Origin of the sequence: uncultured Mucilaginibacter sp. (assembly GCF_903913935.1) — a bacterium.
GTDB lineage: Bacteria > Bacteroidota > Bacteroidia > Sphingobacteriales > Sphingobacteriaceae > Mucilaginibacter.
Genome location: NZ_CAIWNH010000097.1, coordinates 1 through 26,076, shown reverse-complemented (window position 1 = coordinate 26,076; position 26,076 = coordinate 1). Strand labels below are relative to the sequence as shown.

Here is a 26,076-nt window from a genome sequence, read left to right as displayed (position 1 = left end):
TATAGTATTACAAAGCAAGCACCCTATTAATCTACTCACAGTTCTATCAAGTTACGTATAATGCAATTTTTCAGGAACATAACACTTTCTATTTGGACACTTATATCCCCATTATTGATCGCTAACGCATATAGCCAAAACATTCGCCCCGAAATACATGCTTTAGTAAAAGAAATCGCCGATTACAATGTATTAGATGGTCCAATAATCGGTTATTCTGGTTCAGATTCAGAGCAGTGGGATAGGTTCAAAAAATTATATAGTCCAATCTGCCATTGACGAATTGCAATCTCTTACATCACATGAAAATGCTGTTGTGCGATGCTATGCTTTTAAAGCTTTACTGTTCCGGGATTTTCAATTAACATTTCCAATAGTTTTAAAACATTTAAACGATACTACTTACATTCATACTTTGGACAACTGCGTCGGTGTAACAACAATGGTGGGCGACTATTTTCTAAACAGTTTTCCAGCCAACCCTATTCAAAAAAACACCATTGACAGTATTCTATTTAACAATAAAAACATAAAGTTAAGGGCGAAATACAAGTTCATACAAAACTTAAAACCTGAACAACAATATTATAAACAACTAAAAAAAATTGCCATAGAAGAGAACTATCCAATTGCGATAGTAGCTATAGCTAAGTATAATATCAAAACCGACATTAATTTAATCAGCACCCTGTTTGATAGAAATGAAACAGAAGATTACGGGATCGATGCAGCAAAAGTATTTCCCGATAGTTCGTTTTACCCTTACCTGGTTAAGATTTTTAAAAATGATTGGGGGCGAAAATATTATAGTTATCCAAAATGGAGAAACTTATATCAGACCCTCGCTAAATATCCTTCTCAACAAACTTTAAGTTTATTCGATAAAACAATCAAAACGAAAAATGATTTTCGGCATCAAGTTTTGGGTAAGTATCTTCTTATTGCGCTTACAAAATACCCTGCCCCACTTTTCAACCCATTATTAAGTAGGATAACATTAAGAAATGAATATAAAAATAATATTGAAGATGAAATAAATTTGGAATAACATGCATACTCCGCTGTACTTTTCCTGTATAAATACTTCGTTATCGATTGACAGATTAAAATACCCAAAACCTGTTCACCATCTCCTTCTGTCAATCCCGCGTAATCTGCATATCCCTACATTTAAAATCTCCACATTAAGCACTATCTTTGCCGGTAGTAACTGACAATTTATGCTTAAAGGATTTTTTAACGTTCCTGCACCGCAGAACGAGCCTGTATTGAATTACGGCCCGCGCAGTGTGGAGAGGGCAGCGCTTAAAGCTGCTTTGGATGAGGCCCGCGCCCAACAAACAGATATACCCATGTATATCGGCGGTAAGGAAATACGGACCGGCAAAAAGCTGGAAATCCGCCCGCCGCATGACCACAAACATTTATTAGCTACTTTTCACGAAGGTGACGCCAGCCATGTAAAGTCAGCAATTGACGCAGCCCTGGCCGCCAAAGCCGATTGGGAAAACCTGCCCTGGGAACAGCGCGCGGCTATATTTTTAAAAGCTGCCGAACTGCTTTCAGGTACTTACCGTGCTACGATAAATGCGGCCACCATGCTGGGACAGTCAAAAAATGCCTACCAGGCTGAAATCGATTCCGCGTGTGAGCTGATCGATTTTCTGCGTTTTAACGTGGAGTACATGTCCGAAATCTATAAACAACAGCCCCCCGTATCCGGCAAAGGTGTTTGGAACCGGGTGGAACAACGCCCTTTGGAAGGCTTTATATTTGCCTTAACCCCTTTTAACTTTACTGCCATTGCAGGCAACCTGCCGGCATCTGCTGCCATGATGGGCAATGTGGTGGTTTGGAAACCTGCCTACACCCAGATCTACGCCGCTAATGTGATTATGCAGGTATTTAAAGAAGCTGGTTTACCTGATGGCGTGATCAATTTAATTTATGTTGACGGCCCGGTTGCAGGCGAGGTGATCTTTAACCATCCTGATTTTGCGGGTATCCATTTCACCGGTTCAACCAAAGTTTTTCAGAATATCTGGCAAACTATCGGCACCAATATCCATAAATACAAAACTTACCCGCGGATTGTGGGCGAAACAGGTGGTAAAGACTTTGTTTTAGCGCACCCGAGCGCCGATGCTGACGTGGTAAGTACAGCATTGGTTCGCGGTGCATTTGAATACCAGGGACAGAAATGTTCTGCCGCTTCAAGGGCCTATATCCCCGCTTCCTTGTGGCCGGCAGTGAAAGAGAATATCCAGCGTGACATCGCCTCCTTTAAAATGGGTCCGGTTGAGGATTTTGGTAATTTCATCAATGCGGTGATCTCCGAAGTTTCCTTTGATAAACTCGCCAAATATATTGATGCTGCCAAAGCAGATAAAGAAGTAGAAGTTGTTGCCGGCGGCAGTTATGATAAAAGCCAGGGCTGGTTTATTGAACCAACTGTGATAAAAGTGAACGATCCGTACTATGTGACCATGTGCGAGGAATTATTCGGCCCGGTGCTTACCATTTATGTTTATGAAGATAAGGACTTTAGCAAGGTGCTGGATATTGTCGACAAAACATCTATCTACGCCTTAACAGGTGCCATTATATCGCAGGACCGATACGCAATAGCCGAAGCAACCTACAAATTACGCAACGCAGCCGGAAACTTTTATATTAACGACAAACCAACCGGTGCCGTAGTGGGCCAGCAACCTTTTGGCGGCGCCAGGGGGTCAGGCACTAATGACAAAGCCGGCTCCATGATCAACCTTTTACGCTGGGTATCGCCACGTACGATAAAAGAGACATTTGATCCGCCAAAAGATTACAGGTATCCTTTTTTGGGGAAAGAAGTATAGTTGGTTCATGGTTGATAGTTCATGGTTCATGGCAGCTGCAAAAATTGCCGTGAACCATCAACTATGAACTACTTAAACTTAAACACATTATCCATATTGGCATTGTCGTAAGCGCTTACCTTCATATCAGTAATGACGCCGGTTTTAAGGCTATATACCCAACCGTGCACGCCTACGGGCTGGCCGATCTTCCAGGCATTTTGCACGATAGAGGTTTTGCAGAGATTCCGCACATTTTCAATCACGTTATATTCTACCAGACGGTCGCAGCGTTCATCCATATCTGCGATGGCATCGAGTTTGGCGGCATGAAGGCGGTAAACGTCTTTGATGTGCCTGAGCCAGTTGTCTATCAACCCGAATTGCTGGTTACCCATGGCAGCAATAACCCCGCCACAGCCATAATGGCCGGTTACGATCACATGCTTTACCTTTAAAACATTTACGGCATAATCCAGCACAGAAAGCATATTCATATCCGAGTGGATCACCATGTTAGCGATGTTGCGGTGTACAAATATTTCTCCCGGGGCGGTATTGGTTATCTGGTTAGCCGGCACGCGGCTATCAGCACAACCGATCCATAATACCGGCGGCGCCTGTCCCTTCGCCAGCTTGGTGAAATATTCTGAATCTATTTTTAATGAATCTTTAATAAATTGCTTGTTCCCCTCCAGCAAACTTTGGTACAAAGGGTCAAGTTCATTCAGGTCATCGTCAATTTTTGCGCACATTTTCTTTTACAGGGTAGTTTGTTCGGCTGTAAAAATACAATTTATGTTGGAAGGTTGGAGGGGTAGAACGTTGTAATGTTGGAAAGTTGAAAGGTTGTAATGTTTTTGTTGTTTGTTGTTTGTCACGCAAATAGAATTCCTATTTTCTCGGCATATACATAATCATACAAACACCAATCAGGGCTATTCCGGCCCCTATCAAATCCCATTTATCCGGTTTAAAGCCATCCACTTTCCAGGCCCACAGCAACGCCATTACAATAAAGATGCCGCCGTAAGTAGCGTACACCCGCCCAAAGTTGCTGGTTTGCAGCGTGGCGACAACGCCGTAAAGGACTAATATCAAGCCTCCCAAAATCGCATACCACAATGGTTTGTCCGATTTTAACCAAAGCCAAACCAAATAACCGCCGCCAATCTCGCACAAGCCGGCCAGCACAAATAACCCTAACGATTTTACAATATTCATTCCAACAACAAGCCACTTGTTAGGCGGCTTTAAGATACATATAAATTTAAATCGATTTTAAACCAGGTCATTGCCGCAGGGAAATCGCGTTTAAAAAGCGAATGTCCCGTTAGGGACTACCTGTTTGTAGCATTCGTTACCCGCCAGGCAATTGCCCCGTCAGGGGCTACCCTTTGCGAATGGGTAACCCCTGACGGGGTAATATTTTGTTTAGATTTCTTTTTCTACAAACAGGTAGTCCCTAACGGGGCATGAATAGCTTGTGAATTTCTCCTCAGCACAGATTACCTCGTGTTTTGCGTATTTAAAGCGATTTCCCTGCCCATTCCGGCTGGCCGCAACACCGTTCAACTTTCCAACATTACAACCTTCAAACATCCCATCACTTCCCTGATTGCTCCCCGTAAACCGACAACGGAGTTAAACGGTTCTGAAAGATCAAATGACGATCCTCCGAAAACTTTTTAAAATCCTCGGCGCTTTTCTGTCCGGGGTAAGGGGCATAATATTGCTCCGTACCGGCATTGCGCCAGATCAGTACATAGGATGTTTTGTATTTGGAGATAACAGGCAGCAAAACATTCGTCCACCAATCTGTTTGAGGGATATTTAAATAACCGGTTTCGGCAAGGCAGGATAATTTACGATGTTTGGCGGCTATCACATCCAGCAGCGCCAGTCGTTTATCCAGGTTCTTTGCATAAACTGCAGTATTGGCAAAGCAATAATTATCGAAGCCCACAAAATCAACATATCCATCGCCGGGATATCGCTCCATAAAATCGGCTTCCGAGTTGAAATCCGAAACCGAATAAACGATGAGTAAATTGTGCAGCTTTTTGGTATTGCGCATATAATCAATGGTAAAGCGCCACAAGGTTTTAAACTCATCGGGGGTACAGGTATTTTTACACCACCAGAACCAGTTTCCCGTAAGTTCATGAAACGGCCTGAACAGCATCGGGATCTGCTCGCCATTATTTCCTTTCAGATCTGCAAGGTAACTCGCCGCTTTATCCAGGTATTGCACATAAGCATCGTGGAAAGCGCCACCCGGAATCAGATCAGCAACGGTACGCCTGCTGGTGTCCCAGGCAGTTTTGCCGTTGGTTGGGTTATCCATGTGCCAGCAATAGGTATTGATGCCGCCGCGTTCATAAGCTTCTTTCACCCTTTGCTTTTGCACGGCAAACGGAAAGCCATTGATATCATTGATACTGTCGTGCTCAATTTTTGAAAGGTCCCATTCATAAATTGCAGGGTATGATCCTGTAATGCTTTTTACGTCGGAACTATCCTTCTCGTACTTCCAGTTAACACCGTAGCCGGTATCGTCATGGTGCCCAAACAAAATACCTCCATCGGCTATGCGCTGCATACTGTAATACAATTCCCGCGTTTCGGCAGTTGCCCGCCGGTCGCTTGGTCCAAATAATTGTCCCTTTGCGCACGAATTAAACAAGATGATGCAGCATAAGATTTGTATTTTCTTCATTAATTATTCGATATAAAATTAAAATAACAAACATAGGGCCAAAAAAGCCTATTTGGTTAACCTCATAACCACCACATCATCCGCAGGAATTACCTGGCTAAAAGGCTTTGCCGTAGTGCCTAGATCCTTTTTCGCCCAAAGGTCGCGCAATTTGTAAGTTGTTTGGTTGAAATCAATACTGGTATTGGATAGCGCATCGTTGATCACGTGGTCTTTCCAGTCATAACTTACCTTTTGCGGCTTGCCGGAGCGATTTAAAAAGCAAACACCCAGTTCGTTATTGGCCAATGGCTTTACCCATATTTCAATGCCGTCAAAAGCATAAAACCTAAAGGCTTCAACACCCAATGGATCCTGGTCAAGTGCGATCAGCTCTTTATTGGTTAAAATAGACCTGGTTTGATCTGACATTTTACGCAGATCGTTACCTGCCATCAGCGGCGCTGCCAGCATGCACCATAGCGAAAAATGGGCCTTATCCTCATTATACTTCATCCCGTTGCCCACTTCCAGCATGTCGGGATCGTTCCAGTGACCGGGACCTGCATATTGGCGGATGCTATCCTGCTGGTCAAGTATCGATAGCACACTTAACGCTGTCCAGTCGCCTTTGCTGATATTTTTTTCAAAGCCGACACCAATATCGCCGGTCGACCGCCACAACTGGCCCACATCTTTGGCCCAGCGCCAGGGTTTGTGCTGCCCCCACTCGCATAAACTGAAGATCATTGGTCTGCCTGCCGCGCGGATGGCTTTGCTCATGGTTTTGTACGCTTCAATCGCATTGATCCCGTCAGTATTGCACCAGTCGAACTTTAAATAATCCACGCCCCATGAGGCATATAAGCGGGCATCCTGATATTCATAACCCCGGGTACCGGGATAACCTGCGCAGGTCAATGTTCCGGCGCAATTATAAATGCCGAACTTCAGGCCTTTTGAATGCACATAATCTGCAAATTCCTTCATCCCATTGGGGAACTTTTTGGGGTCGGCTACTAAATTGCCATCCATATCCCGCTGCATAGCCATCCAGCCATCATCCAAAACAAAATAGGTGTAGCCCGCGTCCTTCATTCCCGAAGACACGAAGGTATCTACCATTCCTTTTAACAGGGGCAGGTCAATATTCGTTTGAAATGTGTTCCAGCTGTTCCAGCCCATCGGGGGCGTTTGGGCCAGTTCCTCAAATTTTTGCGCGAACAATTGTCCGCAGCAGGCCAGGCAAAGCAACGATGCCAGCAGGATTTTTTTTACAGGGTTTACCTTCATTTTATTGGTATTAAAGCAGCCTAAGTTTTTTTGGTTTACAAAACCAAATTTAACGATATACTGCTGTGTTTTACTTTTTATCAGCCACTAAATAAACTGCGCCGTAAGCCGGAACCATAACGATGATACCGCCTGAAACCGTTTGCGAGATGGCCGGCACTGTTGCATACGAAGCCGGGCCACCGGTTTTGCCGCTTGCGGCGCCAACTCCGTTTACGAAAACACTATGCGAAAAAGGCACATTATCCGTACCGCCATTAAGCGTATAATAATAGTATTTGGTACCGATAGCATAGTTATTAAAGGCAATATTTACTACATGATCAAAATTTCCCTGGTTTACTAAAACAACCCCTGCCTCCCCTGAGGAAAATGACGACCCGTAACTAACAATATCGCTGCTCCCGCTTACAGTTGAACCTACCACCCGGTCGCCAAAATATTTTTGGAAAAAATACATATAATAAAACGCTGGGCGCGGGTTCCATGCAGGTGCTCCCGGTTCGGCGCCGCCACCTGATGAATTGTTAAACATGCCCATATCATCGCCATTGCTGTACCCGTTGGCCAAATCCCACCGGCTTGCCATACTTACCTGGTTTTTCAAGGCTTCACCTAAAACCATTACCGCGTGCAAACCTGCGATGTTCGAAACCATCTGGCTGGAACCCACCGCCTGCAGGTTCCATTCATCCATCGCCACAGGCTTTTGAGTTACACCGGCATTTTGGGCCGACGTTTTTACCCAGCTCATCATCGCACTTGTGGCAGGTGCAGGTGAACTCAATATCACCGTAGGGTTTGAATTCTGGCCATAGGGCGTGTAATAATTGTGCACCACAAAAAAATCTGCGGCATTACCGGCGGCTGCCAAAACATCACGGTTCCAATTGGTAACGCCGGCGTTGTTATTTGCATCGTTGGTTGTGGTTAGCACGATGCCTATTTTTATATTGTTGTTGCCAGCCTGGATGGCAGCTGCACGCATCGAGTCGGCAAAAACCTTAAAATGTGTTCCGTAAACAGTTCCGGTGATGATTGCTGGTTGACCATCCTGATTTTTTGAAGGGTCGATCCGGTATCCCGCTTCCCAGTTTCCGTAATTCTCGTTACCTACTTCCCAATAAGTAGTACGTCCCTTATCATACCTAACCCAACTGGCAGCTAAATGTGCCGCGGTTTGAACAGGCGTTGGACCTGTTCCATAACGGGCATAACCATAATTTACGGTGATCAGGCCGGTGCTGTTGCTTTGCTGCAACAATTTATAATAGTTATCCAGGCTAAATGTCCAATTTTGGGTGTTATTACCAAACCAATAGCCTGCGGTTGACGAATTGCCATTCAAATCAAGCAGCGTGGAAGGCGCATCAGCAGGTGCCTGAACGTTCCCAATGCCATCGCCATTAAAAAAGTAAACATCTGAAAGACTGCCACCGGGTGCTCTTATAATATTGGGCGCAAGTGCGGTTATATTGTTAAGCAAAATTGAATTGCTGAACGAGGAAGGGTCAACAACCTGGCCCATAAAAGGGTTGGAATTATTGCCAAATAGCAATTTCGAAGTTTTTGTGGTGATCTGGCTCAGGTCGACAGTTACGTTGATTGACCCGGCCGATGGCTTTGAAACATTTTGTGATGTGGGAGCAGTAAAGGTTTTTCCCTGCCAGTTATCCAAAAAGAAGCCCTGTGTAGCAGCAACCGATGGATCTGTCCCGGCTAAAATACTGCCGCCCGGACCCGTACCAACGCCGGTTCCCGGAGTCGTAGATGTCGTTGTCGTTCCTCCGCCGGAATTATTCGGATCCTTCTTACATGATTGTGCTACCACTATGGCAGTTAATACAATTAGTGCTGTTTTTTTCATTTTTTCCATTTTTGACTATGATTCGTAGGATTGTTAGGATGATAGGATTAAGAAAAGCCTGCGATTTAAAATCCTGTCAATCCTTTAATCATAGTCCTGTTCTTTTTATGATCTCCAAACATGCCCTGCTGTTATGATACGGGCATTTCCATATTCCTGCTTTATCTTCGCCGGGCATTACCAGCCCGTTTTTATTGATTCCCCAAAACCATTCGCCGTTTACTTTATCTAAAATTTTATCTTTAACAAATGCCCAGTTTTTGATGGATAGTTGCAGGTATTTTTCATCGGCGCTTATTTGCCAGGCATTATAAAATCCCACCATTGCTTCCGCCTGCACCCACCAGTGTTTTTCTTTAATGAGCAGCTCTTCTGCAGGTTCATACTCGTACCAAAGGCCGCCATCGGTGTCCAGGCCATCTATCGTTGCTTCAGCTATCGGAATACTTACCTTTTTTATCTTTTCGATCATCGCTTCGTCGCGAATCACTTCGGCAGCTTCCAGTAACAACCAGGTCGCCTCGATATCATGCCCATAAGACACCAGGCCAGATTTATTCTCCCAGTTCTCGTCAAAAAACAGGCGCAGGTGGTGGCTTTCAGGATCAATAAAATGATCGAAAAAGTTATGCAGCAATAACAGGATTTGCGCCCTTAAGGTACCCTCGGGCCATACCCGGTAAAGATTAGTATACCCCTCCAGTACATGCAGGTGGGTGTTCATCGTCTTTTTTTCATTTTCATCCTTGGCACTCAGTCGCAAATCATCTATCGGGTTCCAGTCTCTTGTAAAGGCTTCAAAATACCCTGTTTTCACGGAGTCGTATGCCTTGTCAACCAGTAAATAGTATAATTCAACCGCTTTTGTCCTCGCTACTTCAATACCTGAGGCCATGTAATACTCGCTCAGCGCGTAAATAGTAAAAGCGATAGCATAAACCTGTTTTTTGGTATCAAGCGGCGCGCCTGTATGATCAACAGACCAAAAAACCCCGCCGAACTCGTGATCGAAGATAAACTTGCCTATATAATCATAAGCACGGTTCGCCGTCTCCAGGTAAACCGGGTTGGCATCGTAGTTATAAGCGGCAGCAAAGGTCCATAAAATCCGGGCGTTTAATACCGATCCTTTTGGGGCATCCTGTACAACCAGTTCCTGGCAATCAATTCTTCCTAAAAAACCGCCATTGGCATGATCAATCGTATTACTTGTCCAATAATCCAATATGGACTGTAACTCCGTACTAAGTTCCGTCTTGTAGTTATCAATTTGTGACGTTATCGCCTTCTCCTGCATCCTGGTGATATTATTTTTATTTTATATACTGTCATTTTAACAATTTATCCATTCGGAAATTAAAGTCTTACAGCCGCTGAGTTTATCAAATTCAGACTAAGGAATTCGGACTTAAAAGCGCCTTATTGTTATCAATGATCTCATAAAGGGTGTTCACCGATGATGCTGAACGCAAACCATCTGGTGGCGTATTCATCACATAATCCAGCAGTTTATCCACAGTGCTGGTAGCTACATGCATCCGGGTATCTGATGAAGCATAATAAATGTAAACCGTATCATCATCGTCCCTGATCCAGCCGTTGCAAAATACCACATTGGATACATCGCCAATGCGCTCCTCTCCTTCCGGCGCTAAAAAGTAACCAGCGGGTTTGTATAAAACTTTGGTGAGATCGTGCAGATCGGTCATAAACATATACAGCGTATAACGCAAACCTGCGGCCGTATTACGCACACCGTGTGCCAGGTGCAGCCAGCCTTTACCGGTTTTGATGGGTGTTGGCCCCTGTCCGTTTTTTGCTTCGTAAACCGTATGATAATTTTTATTGTCGATGATGGTTTCTTCATTCACAAAAGCATTTTCCATGGTTTCTGTTAAGCCAAAACCAATGCCTCCACCTTTACCTGCGCTGATAAAACCATCCTGCGGGCGGGTATATAAAGCATATTTGCCACCCACAAATTCGGGATGCAACACTACATTACGCTGCTGGGGCGAGTTGGTGACCAGGTCCGGCAGGCGTTCCCATTTTACAAGGTCTCTTGTACGGGCAATACCACAAGCGGCAATCGCCATCGACTGGTCATGTGCCGGGGCCTCAGGGTCTCGCCTTTCGGTACAAAACAAACCATAGATCCATCCGTCTTCGTGCGCTGTTAAACGCATATCATAAACATTGGTGTCCGGTTCATCCGTTTCGGGCATATCCACCGGGTAATCCCAAAAGGTAAAGTTGTTGATGCCATCAGGGCTTTCGGCTACCGCGAAAAAGGATTTACGATCAGCTCCTTCCACCCTGGCTACCATTAAATATTTACCGTTTAACTTTATTGCCCCTGCGTTAAAGGCGGCATTGATGCTGAACCGTTCCATTAAATATGGATTGGTTTCCGGGTCGAGATCATAGCGCCAAAACAGCGGGGTATGTGCTGCGGTTAAAACAGGATATTTATAGCGATCGAAAACACCGTTCCCTGTACCCGCTATTTCATTACGCAAGTCCGTCAGCTGTTTTTGTTCCGCTTCTAATTCTTTTAAACGTTTTTCAAATAGTTGTGTCATGTTTTGTTTTTTCTATTTCGTAGAGGCGCAACACTTTGCGTCTCCATTTTCGTCATTGAATAATCTCTTCGAGAGACGCAACGTATTGCGTCTCTAAGGGTACAATTAATAATCCTTCAATTTATCCCACCATGTTTTCTTCAGGATAATGATGATCACCGCCAAAATGCCCACGGTGATCAATAGCGGCATTTTTTGGCTCAATACCAGGTACATGGGTAATATGGTTAAACAACATTGTGCCGCCGTACCAATTACCACGTTGAACATATTCAGCTTAAAGTTTTTATTTGGCTGAAAGGATGGGTCTTCCGCTAAAACGGCATCTTTCACAGGCCCCCAAAATCCCCAGGGGCGAACATTTTTATAAAAAGATTTTAACACAGATTGGTCCGTTGGCGGAAATGCATAGGAACCGATAATGGAACCTGCCATAGACAAACCGAACAATAAGGGGAACCAATACAATAACTCGCCATCAGGGATAACCAATGAGAAAACCATGGCGGTTACAATCCCCGTCAGCATCCCTACAAAAAATCCGGATGCATTAAAACGCCACCAATGCCATTTTAACACATTTGAAGCAATATACCCTCCGTAGAGTGCCGACACGATCCACTGTAAAGTAGTATTCACGTTTTTCATAAAAAAACCGATGAAAACGCCCAGCGCCACAACAACTATACCTGCAAGGTAGTTCATGGCAATCGTTCTTCGGTTTGACGCTGTTGGGTTAACGTATTTTAAATAAATATCATTAACCAAATACGCCTGTGCCGCATTCATCGTACCGCTAAAGGTGCTCATGAAGGCGCCGAGTAAACCTGCCAGCAGCAAGCCTACTAAGCCAACGGGTAAAAAGTTATTGATTACTGCAGGTAAAATGCGTTCAAAATCAATCCCTCCCGCGCCATCGCTTAAGTTCATCTGGTGATAATAGATGAGCCCTAAAGCAGTCAGGCTGATGATTAGCGTATACCGGATAGGCAGCAGGATGATATTTACAAAACCACTCATTTTACTGGCCTCTTCAGGCGAGCGGGTGGAAAGGATCTTTTGCATATCATAATTTGGCGCAGGGCCCGCCAATGCTGCAAAAAAGCCTTTAAAGGTCATCATCATAAAAAACAGGCCAAAAAGCGAATAGCCGTCGGTTTTTATTTTTTCATTTACCTGGCTGATGATCCCCGACCAATTCAGGTCAAGATGTTTTCCAAAAAACGGACTGAACCAGCCGTTGGGCACATTCAAATGATGGCTGCTCAATTGTCCGGCGGCGATGAAACCGATCCAGATACAGGCCACCGTCATGATGCCGTATTTAACCATATCGCCCACCACGATGCTATGCATTCCACCTAAAATGGAATAAAACATGGCAAACAGGGTAAAAATTACACCGTAAACATGTGGTACATATTGGGGCGCAACATCAAAAGGAATATAGCCCTTGATCATGTCCCAGGGAACGAAGATCTCTATAAATTTCCCCAGGCCGATAAAGCCATAGGCCATAAAGCCCAGACAGCTCAATAGCGCAAAGGCAATCACCACAATTTGTGATGCGGTTACCCCCGGACCGCTTTTGCCAAAACGGGTGGCCAACCATTCGGCGCCGGTGGAGGCGTTGGAGCGCCGCAGCCAGCGCGAGAGGTACATCATTAAAAACACCTGGTTAAAAACCGGCCAAAGCCAGGGGATCCAGATACTTTTCATGCCGTAAACAAAACACAGGCTCACCATCCACATGGTGCCGCTGATATCAAACATATCAGAGGCATCGCTCAGTCCCAGTTTGTACCAGGGCAGCGATTTACCGCCAAGCATATAGCTCTCCTTATTCTGCCGCGCTTTTTTACGATACCAAAGGCCAATAAATATGGTACTTAGCAGGTAGAGCGCAATAATGGCGATGTCTATGGGATGGAGCTTCATTTTTTTATTTGAAAATGGGTTGATTTGACGATTTGAAAATCACTTTCCAAACGGGTTATAATGGCAATTACTAAAGTAGATTTATTGACAACCATTTTATAATACTTTTTTAACTATAAATTTAAATTTATTTATCAAAAAACACATTTTCAAATTGCCAAACCTTCAAATTGTCTAAATAAAAACCCTGTTGCCGGTATAGGTTTCCCTGAACTCCTTAGGAATGCACATTTTCTTGCGTTTAAATATCCTGTTGAAGTTGGATATATTGTTAAACCCGCATTTATAGGCTATTTCGGCAACCGTTGTGGTTGAGTCGATCAGCATCCTGGAGGCATGGCCAAGCCTTATCTCGTTCAAACTATCAATAAATGTTTTGCCGGTGCGTTTTTTGATGAAACGGCTGAACGAAGCTTCCGGCATATTGGCTATCCGGGCCACTTCTGCAAGCGTTACCTGCTTATTATAGTTATTATTCATATGCTCAAACACCTTTTCGATACGCCGGCTGTTGTAAAAAAACTTTTCATTAGTAAAACTGGAATCCGATAACGTTTTCATGTTCCTTGATGTAGAAAGATCATGAAGTATTGATAGTAACTCAAGCACAGAATCGAAGCCGTTTTTTTTATCTAAATTAAGTACCCTGTCCTTAAGCGTGTTGATGGTTTCCTGCGAAAACAAGATGCCTTTTTGGGAGCGCTCCAGCATGTTTTTCAAAAAGCTCAGTTGGTTTCTTTTTAAAAACTTCTCATCAAACAGATCTTTATGAAACTGGATAGTAATCTCTGTTATCGCCTCACTCTGGCACTGGTTGGTAAACCAGGCATGGTAAAGATTAGGGCCGATCAGGGCCAGTTCCAGGTCATCAATTACCTCAATGTGGCCGCCCACTACCCGCTTCGCCCCTTTCGCGTTCAATATCAGGTTAAGTTCATATTCGTCATGATAATGAAGCGGGAAGTCGAATTTCTTTTTTACCCTCGAAAAAATAGTAAAGCAATCGCTTGGTGTCAGCGGGGTAATTTCGCGCATTACATTGCTTGTCATCATAAGTAATTTAGTTATACAAAAACGTCATTTATATAATACGAAATTAACACTTATTTGGTGAAAAGAGAGTGGTGGGTAGTGAGTTGTTGAAATATTTAATGTCCGGCTCACTGCTGACGACTCACTGCGCACCTATTCACCGCTCAACTTTTCATGACATTAATAATAGTGAACAATGAATTTAAAAAAGCCACCACCAGCTTAGCCTTAGCTTATCACCAGTGATGGCTTGGTAACTAATCAACTATTATGTAAAACCTGCATTATTATTTACCCCTTTATTTTTATCATTATTGTAAAAACTAAATGTTAATGCGTTTTTACGTTCTGTTATCTATTTTATAAATGCAACTTCATCAAAGAACATTTTTTCATCAACATCACCGCTCATACCCTGAAGGAAGAAGCCCAGTTGTTGCGCCGGCGAACCATTAGCCCAATAATTAAGGGTGTTAACATTTGTTGATGACTGTGATGAAGCCAGCGGAATTTTGAAGAAAGTCCAAACATTTGGTGGTACGGTAACTAACTGTGCGGCGTATGCGCTTACGTTTTGAATCTGGCCATAACCGCCTGCCATCTTATCGCCCACCAATACAAGCGTATGGGTAACAGTACCGCCCTTAACCCAGAAAGTTAAATACTTATAAGCTGCATCGTAAGAGAAACTTGGATACCAGTTGGCCCAGCCTTCAACTTTCCATTGACCAGCAGGATAACTTGCTGCGGCGGATGCAGTACCTGAATGTGAAGCTGTTGTTGAAACTCCGGATGGCCCGGCCCATGAATTATCGCCCCATGCATTCTGGAAATTATTGTCAGCGAAAATGATGTAACCATTATCAAGGTCGTTAAATACCGTAGTCGAAGCTGTTTGCGCCGCAGGATTTGACCCTGAAGTATAGGTAAACAACAATGTAGATTCTGTAGCGGTACTGTGCGCAGGCATTTTCATAACTAAAGTACTGTCATTTTGAGATACGATAGAAACTTCATCACTGGTTGCCTTTAGTTTTATACCAGAAACCGAAGCAAAACCCTTACCTGTAAGTGTTATTTGCGTACCTGCCTGGAAATCATAATCTGATACGCCGGTAATTGTTGGCGGGGGAGGCAGCGTGGTAAATTTATACGTAAAGCTACCGTTCAATGTAGTAACTACGATGGTATTTGGCTGCGGCTGCACATACGGAACCGTTGTTGGTATTTGAAAAACTACTGATTTATCAGAATTAAAGGCCCGGTTAAAATACACCGAAACACCGTTGATAGCTATTTTGGTAGTACTACCCAGGTTTGCACCGATTAAAACATAGTAATTATTCAAATTCCCGGTAACTGTAGTTGAATCAAATGCGGTTGCCTGCGGTGTGTAATCGAAATAAGAAGTGGTTGTTGCAATACCACTGCTATTATACGTGGTAGTTGAATGAACGCGCATGGAATCAACTATTGATTTGCTTAATGTTCTCACACTCGAAATCACAGGGGTTCCCGTACCTGGGGTAAACCCCAAACTATTCATCTTTTTGCAGGATGCGAAGCCGAATACCATCAACGCCGACAGTACCAAGCTTATGTTTTTGAATTGTTTAAATTTCATTTTAATATATTTAATTGTTAATTAAAATTTATAGTGAACAGGGGGCTTTGTTAAATTCGGATCAGCTGCTGCGTCTGTAGCCGGAATCGGAATAATGAACTGGGCGTCTGTTGGAACAATATAAGTATGGTTAATTGTGTAATTATTATAATTAGGTGCCGTTGCGCCATAAGAATCACCCTTGTTTGTTGAGGCTTCAATAGCTTCAGCTACAGGGTGCGTAGCGGAATTAAAACCATCTATACGTTGCAAATCGTACCAATAATCGCCCTCAATAGCAAATTCAAGACGTCTTTCTTTTATTAACTGCCTGTAAGTAAAACCAGCATAGGGCCCTAAGCCTGCTCTTTTGCGTACTAAATTGATATATTTTAATGCTGTCGGATCTGAGGTAGTGTAATTGGTATCTATACCGTGTCCGGCTCCCGGATTTGCAGCCAGCCCCATAACAGCTTCCGCTTCGATCAAATACACTTCAGCATAACGCATAATATAGGTGTTATTGCTCGTAGCCTGAAACGCAGTCAACCCGTTATTGTCAGCAGGCGTACCCACTACATATTTTTTAAGCCCAGCAGCAGTTCCCTGTGCACTTGCGTTAAGCGGCACTTTGTAGCCTCCTGTCGCTTTATCAATTTCCGGATAATAATCTCCCGGGATCATGATTGTTCCATGCCTCCGGATGGTATCTCCGGCAGCTTTGTAGGCATTCTGTAAATCAAATGTTGGCCCTAATTCGCCATAACCGTCGCCGGTGCCGGTGATCGTTGAGTTTAAGGCGATTACTGATTGCAACTGACTACCAAATCCGTACCCGGCATTTGACGACCATTGCATTGCAAGGATGGATTCTTTATTATTATTATTGGCAGTTTTATACAGATCGTTATATGAAACGCCTGCAACATCGATTCCGAGTAAGCCAAATTCGCCGCTGTTGATCACTTTTTCAGCTTCTTTTTTGGCGTTAGCGTAATCCTGTTCGTATAAATATACTTTAGCTAATAATGCCGATGCCGAGCCGCTGGACGCATGACCTGTACTGGCAACACCTGGCGTACAATTGGCTTCGGCAAATTGCAAATCGTTGATCATAAACTGGTAAACATCTGTTACGTAGTTTGCCGGAACTGTTTGGAAAGTGCCAACAAATGCAGTCGGATTTGTGATGATCGGAACGTTTCCGAAAATACGCACCAGGTAAAAATAAGCGGCAGCACGCATTAAATGCGCTTCGCCTAAAGCGTTGTTTTTAACAGATGAAGGAACTGAGGCGGGAACCGCCGTGGGTAAATTGTTTAACAACGCGTTTGCCTGCGCCACAACCGTGAACAACGAGTTCCATGTGCTTGTTACTATCGGAGTAGCATTACCTTCTGTATAGTTTGCATATGCCCCAAATTCAGGATCCGCTCCAACATAACAACGGGCATTCCCGCTCAGCACCTCACCGGTTGCCAAAAAAGCTTTTCCGTTAAAACCAAACCATGGCGCGGCGTAAAGAATATTTGTACTTGCCTGCACCTGGGCCGTTGTTTGATAATATGTGCCTACTGTAGGTTCATTTTCGGGCGGCCGGTTAAAAAAATCTTTTTTGCAACCAGTTGTGGCCATACCAACGATGGCGCCCATACCGATTAAATATTTTATATATTTTTTCATTTCTTTTTTAAATTAAGTGATTAAAATTCTGCGTTAAGTCCAAAAGTAATTACACGCGGGATAGGGTACCTTCCGTTATCCACATTCATTAATGTAGGGTTTTGATTAAACGAACCTACTTCGGGATCTAAGCCACTATATTTAGTAAAGACATACAAATTCTGCCCGCTTACATAAACCTTAAGGTGGTTCATTTTAATATACCTTGCCCATTTTGCCGGTAAATTATAGCCTAACCGCACGTTTTGTAACCGTAAAAAAGAAGCGCTTTCTAAAAACCTGTCAGACATCACAAGGTTATTGTTACCAAAGGTAGCCCTTGGCGCCGGAATTGTTGACGTTGGGTTTGAAGGTGTCCAGTAGTTGCCGGCAGCGGCTAATTGATTTTGGTACAAACCATCCAATGCTTCTAATTGAAAGTTAAGCCCGTTTAATACTTTACCGCCATATGATCCTGTCAGGAATATTGACAGATCAAAATCCTGGTAAGTAAAGTTGTTGGTGATACTATAGGTAAAATCAGGATTAGGGTTGCCCAATGCATACTGGCTGTTCGGAGAATTACCGTTATTATTTTCACCCTGGTATTGAAGGTCACCTAACCAAACACCGTTAGCAATAGTTCTGTCACTTGATACAACAGATGGTGCACCGGTTACATTTTGAGGATGTGTTGACAGGTACTGTAATTGAGCATTTGAAGAAACGATGCCCTGGATCTTATATCCGTAAAACTCGCCAACCGGGCCACCAACCTGGGTTGAGGTAACCGGGATGATGGCGCCACCGCCTGAATTAATATATCCGATAATTGCCGGGAAACCGTTTAACGAGATTACTTTATTATTATAGTGAGAGAAGATAAGTGTTGTGCTCCATTTAAAGTTTTTGTTTATAATGTTCCTGCTGGTAATGCTAAACTCAAAGCCTTTATTTTCAATTTCACCTGCATTTACATAAGGTGGTTGTACAACGGCAGCACCTGAATATTCACCCACGCCGCCACCAAGGAAGGCAGGAAGTGGTTGTTGAAACAGAAAGTTTTTTGATGTTTTGTCAAACGCATCAATTGTTCCATCGATACGATTGTTAAGAATACTAAAATCAAGCCCGATATTTTTCTGAATATCAGTTTCCCAGGTAACAAGCGGGTTATTGAAATTAGCAAAACTAAAACCTGTGCCCAAACCGGTAGTTACCGGCGTAATCCTTGAACCGTAAGCATATTGCTGGATATTTGAATTACCTACGGTGCCATAACCAACCCTTAACTTAAGATTGTTTACAACTCCGTTGATCTTAGCCATAAATGGCTCTTCAGAGATCCTCCATGATGCGGATGCCCCCGGGAAATATCCCACCTGGTGACCAGGCGCAAAGTTCGAGGATTGGTCGCGGCGATCAGTTGCAGAAATGCTGTATTTATTATTGTAAGTATATATCACTCGCGCAAAAAATGATTCCATTGAATTGCTCCCTTTGGGTTCTCCTAAGTTATCAGCAGTTTGCGTACCTAAATTTAGCGTCTGTAAGGTATTCCCTGCGGTAAAGCCTTTTGTTCCGGCCTGGATCCCGTCATAATTTGATTCCCAAACTTCGTGACCTAAGGTTGCCTGTACTACATGTTTCTTAGCAAACGTATGGTTGTAGTTCAACTGCTCGTTCCAGTTCCAATAACTATCGCTGGCATTGTATTCATTTAAAACGGCTTGCTGGTTCTGAAACGCCGGAACTGACCCGGTAGCACCATACGAGTAAGTCGGGAGGAATGTTTTTGCATTGCTCCAGTCAAAATTCCCGTTTACATCTGAGTGCAACGTCAAATCTTTATTGAACTTGATATCGCCATACAAATCACCCTGAACATTACTTCTTAGCAGGGTATTGGTGATATTCAAAGCCTGCTGTACAGGGTTTGGGCCGCCATACGGCAAACCACCCGGTGGTGTATAAGGACCTGCATAGGAACCATCAGCATTATAAACTGCTGCATCAGGAGCGGATAATAACGCATTATAAATAACCCCTGAGCTATTACCTTCACCAACGTTTTCGTTGCTTTGGCTTGCCGAAATACTTGTACCTATTTTAAACCATTCTTTTACCTGCGAATTTACAGTAGTATGAAATGAGTACCGGTTAAACTTGAATCCTAAAATGGTACCGTCCTGGTTGAAATAACCACCGGATATATAATAATCTGTTCCATCTTTTGCTCCCGAAATTGATAAGGTATGGCTTTGTTCAGGCGCATTTTGAAAAATAGCATTCTGCCAGTTTGTACCGGGCCCTAAAACACTGGGGGCAGAAAATTCAATCCGGCGACCTACGCCGAAGTCATCAGCAAGTGAATTTTGAAGTGTAGCATACTGTGGTAAGTTCATCACATCCAAAAACTTGCCCTGCGATTGTATACCGTAGTAAAAATCGTAGTTAATTTTCGCAGTGCCGTTTTTACCCTTTTTTGTGGTTATAATTACCACGCCATTAGCGGCGCGGCTACCATAAATGGCAGTCGCCGATGCGTCTTTTAATACGTCAATAGATTCAATGTCGTTCGGGTTAAGTTGCGCAAGCGGGCTTACTGTCGTTTCTTCCTGCCCACCACCCGGGCGCGTTAGCTGAACACCCGACTGAGAATTACCCTGGATGGCCACCCCGTCAATAACATACAATGGTTCGCTACCCGTAAATGAAGAGATACCACGGATGTGTACAGAAGTTGCACTACCCGGCCCACCTGAGTTTTGGGTAACGGTAACACCTGCAGCTTTACCCTGCATCATCTGGTCAACGGACGGCTGAGGGAGGTCCTGGATGTCCTTGGCGGTAACCGAAGATATAGCGCCATTTACATCACCTCTCTTTTGTGTGCCATAACCAATTACCACCACGTCTGTTAAAGCTGTTGATGATAACTGCAATGCCACATTAATAACCGTTTTGGCACCAATGGTAACGTTTTGCGATTCCATGCCAATAAATGAAAACGTGAGGATTTTTCCGCCCGGGGGCACCTGAATGCTATACTTGCCATTTACATCAGTTGCCACTTTTGATGGCGTTCCTTTTACAGTAACCGTTGCGCCCGGAAGTGTGACGCCTTTGTCATCGGTTACTGTACCTTTGATCACTGTTCCCTGGTTTTGCGCCATCACACCGGCACTTATTACCATGGAAAGAAACAGCAATGCTATTCGTAGAATTTTTCCCATAATGATTTGTTAGTTGAAATTGGTTTATAATGTGTATTAATTGATGCACTATCCGGGCCCGTTTTTTTGTTATACATTAAAGCCCACCAGCAACTTGATTTGATCAATCAAATTGCAGCCGGAGTAATTTTGAAGCAATGAGCTGCGCTTCAAAAACTATCACTAAAATTTATAAACTTATTACTTAGGCTTTGTTTTTAAACAATCGGCATCGCGCCGCATGTTCAATTTTCATTATTGTGAGGGTAAAATTATATGCTAATAAAAGCCCGGTTGTGGATAAATGGGGGTACAAATGTCAACCTTGTTTAAAACAATGATTATCAATTAATTAATTACAATAAACCCCAAATAAAAGATCAAAAACAGGTGGAATATTGACAAATGTGCACCCATCGCGAGCCTAATACACTTTTTAAAGTGGTATTATAGTACCATAGACTGCAGGCTATAACCCCTGACAGTTTGATGAGTTGCAGGAAGTTTAATCGTAGCGGCTTTTCAAAAGAATAAATTAAACGAGATGGAGCGTTCCACACCATCGCATTACCGGCATGGTTAATAAACCGTAGGGGCGACCCTTGTGGTCGCCCTGCTTTGGATGCCCCTCTGTGGGAGCCGATTAATTAGCATATAGAATTATAAATGATGATCAAAAACAATCGATTATTAAGGCGCTAAAGCGATAACACGGCAGTAATGATACGGTCGCGAAAAGGTTGTATAAAGAGATTGCGTTGCCGGACGATGGCCACATGGAATTATCCGGACAAGGGCGACCACAAAATTGGGGGGAATCCATTCGGAGATGGGCGACCACAAAATGGAGGTATCTATTCGGAGATGGGCGACCACAAGGGTCGCCCCTACGATTATTGGAAAATCTCTGTTTCCTGTATGCTTTCCAGGTATTTTGACGGGATGGTATTATATTCTGCTTTAAACGACTTTACGAAGTACTTCTGGCTCTTGAAGCCAACTTTATGGCAAATTTGTGAAATGGTTAAGTGCCCGGTCTCCAGCAGTTGGACGGCTCTTTTAAGGCGCATGGAGCGTACCAGTTCGTTTGGCGTTTTACCCGTCATTGCCAATATTTTTTTATAAAGCGTATAACGACTTACAAATACATCACTGCTCAATTCCTCGACAGAAAAATTAGGGTTCGATATGTTATTGTCAATTAAAAGCAGTACCTTTTTAATAAACAGCTCGTCAGGAGAGTCGACCTGCAATTCTGTCGGCGAAACGTCAACTTGCTTGGTATAAGTTTTTCGCATATATTCCTGCTGGCTCAGTATATTCCTGATCTTTGATTGCAGGATCTCGAAATTAAATGGTTTGGTCAAATAATCGGTCGCCCCTGTCTCCAGGCCTTTTATCTGCTGGTCCTCTCCTATCAGGGCAGTTAGCAGGATAACCGGGATATGCGATGTACGCATATCATTCTTTAGTTTTACGCAAAGGTCAATCCCATTCATTTCGGGCATACTGATATCGCTCACGATAAGGTTGGGGTGTTGAGCCAACGCTTTTTGCCAGCCTTTTTTTCCATTTTCGGCTTCGATGATATTAAACGACGCTTTTAAGTTGTCCTTGATATAAAACCTGAAATCTTCATTGTCTTCAACCAGTAAAATGGTTGGCTTTTTTAAGTCGCGATTTTCCTTGTGGCAACCATTAAGTTTGTTGGGAACATCAACCGGCACAAAATCAAGTGAATTATCCAGCAACAATTCAGTATCGGTAAACAGGTTATTATTCAATTGCTGTACCGGAAGTAAAACGGTAAAGCAACTGCCTTCGTTAAATTCACTTTCAACAGCTATTTCGCCCCCGTGCAGCTTTACAAACTCCCTGGTAATAGATAGGCCGATCCCGCTGCCAGAGTTGAGCATTGACCCCGGAATATCGTTCTGGAAAAACGGCTCGAATATTCTGTCCCGCTTATCTGCGGCAATTCCAATACCGGTATCAACAATCCTTATCTCTAACACCTTATTGTTATCGCCCTCATTATCTATCAAATTAAGCAATACGCTTACCTGTCCGCCTTCGGGGGTAAACTTATAGGCATTTGAAAGCAGGTTAAATATGATCCTTTCAATTTTATCATAATCAAAGCTGGTATAAAACGACGCAGTCTCGGTATCAAAAATGAATTTAATATTTTTCTGATCAGCAATATCTGTAAAAGCATACGACAGCTCTTTAATGAACTTCACAATGTCGCCATTTTTTTCATGGAGCTTTAATTCCTGGTATTCCATTTTTCTGAAATCAAGTAATTGATTTACCAGGTTTAATAATCGTTTTGCATTCCGGTTAACCAGCATCAGTTGACGCTGTATATCGGGTTCCGATATCTGCTTTAATATTTTATCTACCGGCGCCATTATTAATGACAAGGGGGTACGGAACTCGTGGCTTACGTTGGTGAAGAACTTGATTTTCATCAGGTCAAGCTCATGCATCCGATGCGCTTCTTCGCGTTCTTTTTCTATTGAGAACTGTGCCCTTAGTTTTTGTATTGCCCTTTGCCTGAAATAAAGAAGCGCACCTATTATTGCCATGGCATACAAAATATATGCCCACGTAGTTTTCCAAAAAGGCGGAAGGATACTGATATTAACAGACTGGACACTGCTATTATTCCAGTTATCATCACTTGTTGCCCGAACTTTAAAAACATAATCTGTGGCATCAAGGTTTGTGTAGGTGGCTTTCCTGATCCTGTTATCGGCATTGATCCACCCTTTGTCAAAACCTTCCATCATATACTGATACTTAACTTTTCCGGGATTGAAATAATTAAGCGCGGCAAATTCTATGGAGAATACATTATCGTTGTATTTTAAATTTAGCGATTTCAGACCAGTGATCGACGATGGTAAAATCACCTTTCCATTTACTTTTTCACCAACATTAACACTTTCATTAAATACCTGAAAATCTGTAAACACAAGTTTTGGAACATTTTGGTTGATATGCAGGTTTGACGGCTTAAAAATATTAAAACCATTCCCTCCTCCAAAAAGCAATTCTCCTTCGCGTGTTTTAAAGGAAGAATTTTCGGTAAACTCACGCCCCTGCAAGCCTTCCGTTTCATCGTAATTGGTAAAATGAAATTTAAGGGCCGCTCCACTCCGGTCTACATTGATATCTGAGATGCCGTTCAGCGTACTTACCCAAACATTATTTCTATCATACTCCTGCAGATCGATCACCGTATTATCCGGCAGGCCATCCTGCCGGGTTATGTTGGTAAATCGGCCGGTTTTATAATCAAAAACACTCAAGCCTTCACGTGTACTTATCCATATCAAACCATAACTGTCTTCCATTACGTTATTGGTGCTGTTATTGATCAGGCTGTTGGGATTTTTGTCGTCGTGTATGTAATGGATAAATTTGTGTGTACGCTTAAGCAAAACATCAACGCCGTACGAAGTTATTACCCAAAGGTTTTTATGCCTGTCGAGCAAAATCTTGCTGATATAGTTCGAATGGATTGCGTTTTCTTCCGATTTATATACATAATGCGAAAATGTTTGTGTTATGTTATCGAAAACATTCAACCCTGCTGACAGTGTACCCACCAGTAAATGGTGCTCATCATCCTCGGCAATTGAGCAAACACGATCGTCAGAAATACTTCCCGGTATTTTGTCGTCATGTTTAAAATGGGTAAAATTTCGTCCATCAAAACAATCCAGCCCCCCGAAATAGGTGCCTATCCATAGTTTCTGATCGTGACTGATGTACAAATAAACCACCACATTATTACCCAGGCTATTATTGTCAGCTGCATTATGCAGGTAAGTTTTAAAAGTTCCGTTTTTCCGGTCGAAATAGATCAGGCCACCGCCGTTTGTGCCAATCCACAGGTTACCAGTTTTATCTTCAGCGAAACTATTGATGTCGCTAAAGCTCAGGCTGTGCGGGTCAGACAAGGGATCGGCAAGGTGGTGAGTGTATAACGGGAATTTGATAATACTTTCGTGATAATAGCCAACGCCCCTTTTGTACGAGCCAACCCAAATAATACCGGTATAGTCATGATAAAGCAGGGTGATACTGTTTTGGCCGATCGTTTTATCATCATCTTCCCGGTTGAGCAGGTATTGGATTTTAAAATCCTGCTTATTCAGCAGGTTTACCCCACCATGGTCTGTCGCGATCCAGATCCTGTCTTTGTCATCCTGGATAACGCTCGAAACCACATTGGTATTTAAATGGGCATTATCGGGCCCTTTATCAATATGTTTAAAAATGCCATTTTTTACATCAACAAAATACACACCTTCTGAATAGGTAGGCACATAGGCCCATATACAGTTCTCTTTATCAATGAATATTTTATAGGATGCATTCTGCTCGGCCGATAATTTATTAAATACCTGCGAGCGGTATGTAATTTGCAGGCTTTGGGGGTCCATGCTCTCCAATTGGCCATTACGATAGGTCAGCCACAAATTCCCCTGTGAATCCTGTCCAAGGTCAGATACTGTATTTGAACCTATCGTTTTTTTATCTGCTGCAGCATGCATCAAGTGAATAGTTTTATGCCTCACAGGGTCAAATTTGAATATCCCCTGGTTTACATGCAGGAACCAAAAATTTCCGGCCCTATCCTTTTTGATGGTGGTCATATACCTGTCAGGGATACCAATCGTCCGCAAATAACCTGTAATATTATGATCAAACTTTTCCGTGGCGGGATCATAGATATTAAAGCCATTACGGGTTTCAATCCATAGTTTATTTCCAGGTCCTTCACTTATACTTACAATATAGTCACCATCGAGCGAGGTGGTATCGTTAACCGAATGCTTAAATATCTTAAATTTGTACCCATCATAGCGGTTTAACCCCGAAATGGTACCAAACCACATAAAACCCCTGTTATCCTTAAATATGCAGGTAACATCGTTATGTGATAAACCGTTGTTAATATCAAGATGCGAAAATTGAAACTGGTTGTTTTGAGCGCTCAGGAAAGTAACCTGCAGCAACATCAAAAAAAACAGCGTTAAAATTTTACACTTCATAAATGTATTTTTTCTATCAGATGCCCGCTTATTTAGGTGAATAAAACTTAGGTTTGCTAAGCGTAATTTTATTACCGGGATTCAAATTAACCTAATAAAAATGATTAAAACAGGTGTTTCATTACAATTAGCATTTTGACAATAATACCCCTGCATTAATGTTGATTAGCACAGAGATTTGCTATTTAAAAAATATATTTTAAAGAAAAACAATGTATAATTGACTATTATCAAAAATAACAGCATTTAAGAAGTGTGATGTAATATTATTTTTACATTT

15 protein-coding genes are annotated in these 26,076 nt (G+C 42.8%); 2 read left to right on the top strand and 13 right to left on the bottom strand.

Annotated features, from left to right (window positions below):
• Positions 1-415: 415 nt before the first annotated feature.
• Complete coding sequence (locus QZY09_RS03710) at positions 416-1,048, top strand: hypothetical protein (protein ID WP_295668205.1); 633 nt, start codon at positions 416-418, stop codon at positions 1,046-1,048.
• Between the two features lie 172 nt (positions 1,049-1,220).
• Complete coding sequence (pruA, locus tag QZY09_RS03705) at positions 1,221-2,858, top strand: L-glutamate gamma-semialdehyde dehydrogenase (protein ID WP_295668202.1); 1,638 nt, start codon at positions 1,221-1,223, stop codon at positions 2,856-2,858.
• Between the two features lie 68 nt (positions 2,859-2,926).
• On the opposite strand, the gene QZY09_RS03700 is transcribed toward pruA, so the two are convergent.
• The 13 genes from QZY09_RS03700 to QZY09_RS03640 form a co-directional block, all read right to left on the bottom strand.
• A complete protein-coding gene (locus tag QZY09_RS03700) occupies positions 2,927-3,592 on the bottom strand; it encodes a carbonic anhydrase (protein WP_295668199.1) in 666 nt (221 codons plus the stop codon).
• 139 nt (positions 3,593-3,731) lie between these two features.
• Positions 3,732-4,061, bottom strand: coding sequence for a YnfA family protein (locus tag QZY09_RS03695; protein WP_295668197.1), 330 nt, complete (start codon positions 4,059-4,061; stop codon positions 3,732-3,734).
• A 382-nt stretch (positions 4,062-4,443) separates the two neighbouring features.
• A complete protein-coding gene (locus tag QZY09_RS03690; RefSeq protein WP_295668195.1) occupies positions 4,444-5,556 on the bottom strand; it encodes a glycoside hydrolase family 26 protein in 1,113 nt (370 codons plus the stop codon).
• Between the two features lie 48 nt (positions 5,557-5,604).
• Positions 5,605-6,828 carry a glycoside hydrolase family 27 protein gene (locus QZY09_RS03685; RefSeq protein WP_295668193.1) on the bottom strand — a complete coding sequence of 408 codons (1,224 nt, stop codon included), beginning with the start codon at positions 6,826-6,828 and terminating at the stop codon, positions 5,605-5,607.
• Positions 6,829-6,898: 70 nt separating this feature from the next.
• The gene (locus tag QZY09_RS03680) at positions 6,899-8,695 is read right to left on the bottom strand and encodes an alpha-L-arabinofuranosidase (RefSeq protein ID WP_295668191.1); all 1,797 of its coding nucleotides are present in this window, start codon (positions 8,693-8,695) and stop codon (positions 6,899-6,901) included.
• A gap of 88 nt (positions 8,696-8,783) precedes the next feature.
• Positions 8,784-9,992: an AGE family epimerase/isomerase gene (locus QZY09_RS03675; protein WP_295668189.1), complete on the bottom strand. Its 1,209-nt coding sequence runs from the start codon at positions 9,990-9,992 to the stop codon at positions 8,784-8,786.
• 91 nt (positions 9,993-10,083) lie between these two features.
• A complete protein-coding gene (locus QZY09_RS03670) occupies positions 10,084-11,277 on the bottom strand; it encodes a glycosidase (protein WP_295668186.1) in 1,194 nt (397 codons plus the stop codon).
• Between the two features lie 105 nt (positions 11,278-11,382).
• Positions 11,383-13,215, bottom strand: coding sequence for a sodium:solute symporter family protein (locus tag QZY09_RS03665; RefSeq protein WP_295668183.1), 1,833 nt, complete (start codon positions 13,213-13,215; stop codon positions 11,383-11,385).
• A gap of 174 nt (positions 13,216-13,389) precedes the next feature.
• Complete coding sequence (locus tag QZY09_RS03660; RefSeq protein ID WP_295668180.1) at positions 13,390-14,268, bottom strand: AraC family transcriptional regulator; 879 nt, start codon at positions 14,266-14,268, stop codon at positions 13,390-13,392.
• Positions 14,269-14,602: 334 nt separating this feature from the next.
• Entirely contained in the window at positions 14,603-15,871 is a 1,269-nt protein-coding gene (locus QZY09_RS03655) for a hypothetical protein (protein WP_295668175.1), read from the bottom strand.
• Positions 15,872-15,892: 21 nt separating this feature from the next.
• On the bottom strand, positions 15,893-17,533 hold the full coding sequence (locus QZY09_RS03650) for a RagB/SusD family nutrient uptake outer membrane protein (RefSeq protein WP_295668171.1): 1,641 nt from the start codon (positions 17,531-17,533) through the stop codon (positions 15,893-15,895).
• A gap of 20 nt (positions 17,534-17,553) precedes the next feature.
• Positions 17,554-20,748: a TonB-dependent receptor gene (locus QZY09_RS03645; RefSeq protein WP_295668169.1), complete on the bottom strand. Its 3,195-nt coding sequence runs from the start codon at positions 20,746-20,748 to the stop codon at positions 17,554-17,556.
• 872 nt (positions 20,749-21,620) lie between these two features.
• Positions 21,621-25,796 carry a hybrid sensor histidine kinase/response regulator transcription factor gene (locus QZY09_RS03640; RefSeq protein ID WP_295668166.1) on the bottom strand — a complete coding sequence of 1,392 codons (4,176 nt, stop codon included), beginning with the start codon at positions 25,794-25,796 and terminating at the stop codon, positions 21,621-21,623.
• Between the last annotated feature and the right edge of the window lie 280 nt (positions 25,797-26,076).

Excerpts from the sequence above, each read along its gene's own strand:
- pruA (WP_295668202.1), top strand. The coding sequence starts at position 1,221 with ATGCTTAAAGGATTTTTTAACGTTCCTGCACCGCAGAACGAGCCTGTA.
- QZY09_RS03700 (WP_295668199.1), bottom strand. The coding sequence starts at position 3,592 with ATGTGCGCAAAAATTGACGATGACCTGAATGAACTTGACCCTTTGTAC.
- QZY09_RS03695 (WP_295668197.1), bottom strand. The coding sequence starts at position 4,061 with ATGAATATTGTAAAATCGTTAGGGTTATTTGTGCTGGCCGGCTTGTGC.
- QZY09_RS03690 (WP_295668195.1), bottom strand. The coding sequence starts at position 5,556 with ATGAAGAAAATACAAATCTTATGCTGCATCATCTTGTTTAATTCGTGC.
- QZY09_RS03685 (WP_295668193.1), bottom strand. The coding sequence starts at position 6,828 with ATGAAGGTAAACCCTGTAAAAAAAATCCTGCTGGCATCGTTGCTTTGC.
- QZY09_RS03680 (WP_295668191.1), bottom strand. The coding sequence starts at position 8,695 with ATGAAAAAAACAGCACTAATTGTATTAACTGCCATAGTGGTAGCACAA.
- QZY09_RS03675 (WP_295668189.1), bottom strand. The coding sequence starts at position 9,992 with ATGCAGGAGAAGGCGATAACGTCACAAATTGATAACTACAAGACGGAA.
- QZY09_RS03670 (WP_295668186.1), bottom strand. The coding sequence starts at position 11,277 with ATGACACAACTATTTGAAAAACGTTTAAAAGAATTAGAAGCGGAACAA.
- QZY09_RS03665 (WP_295668183.1), bottom strand. The coding sequence starts at position 13,215 with ATGAAGCTCCATCCCATAGACATCGCCATTATTGCGCTCTACCTGCTA.
- QZY09_RS03660 (WP_295668180.1), bottom strand. The coding sequence starts at position 14,268 with ATGATGACAAGCAATGTAATGCGCGAAATTACCCCGCTGACACCAAGC.
- QZY09_RS03655 (WP_295668175.1), bottom strand. The coding sequence starts at position 15,871 with ATGAAATTTAAACAATTCAAAAACATAAGCTTGGTACTGTCGGCGTTG.
- QZY09_RS03650 (WP_295668171.1), bottom strand. The coding sequence starts at position 17,533 with ATGAAAAAATATATAAAATATTTAATCGGTATGGGCGCCATCGTTGGT.
- QZY09_RS03645 (WP_295668169.1), bottom strand. The coding sequence starts at position 20,748 with ATGGGAAAAATTCTACGAATAGCATTGCTGTTTCTTTCCATGGTAATA.
- QZY09_RS03640 (WP_295668166.1), bottom strand. The coding sequence starts at position 25,796 with ATGAAGTGTAAAATTTTAACGCTGTTTTTTTTGATGTTGCTGCAGGTT.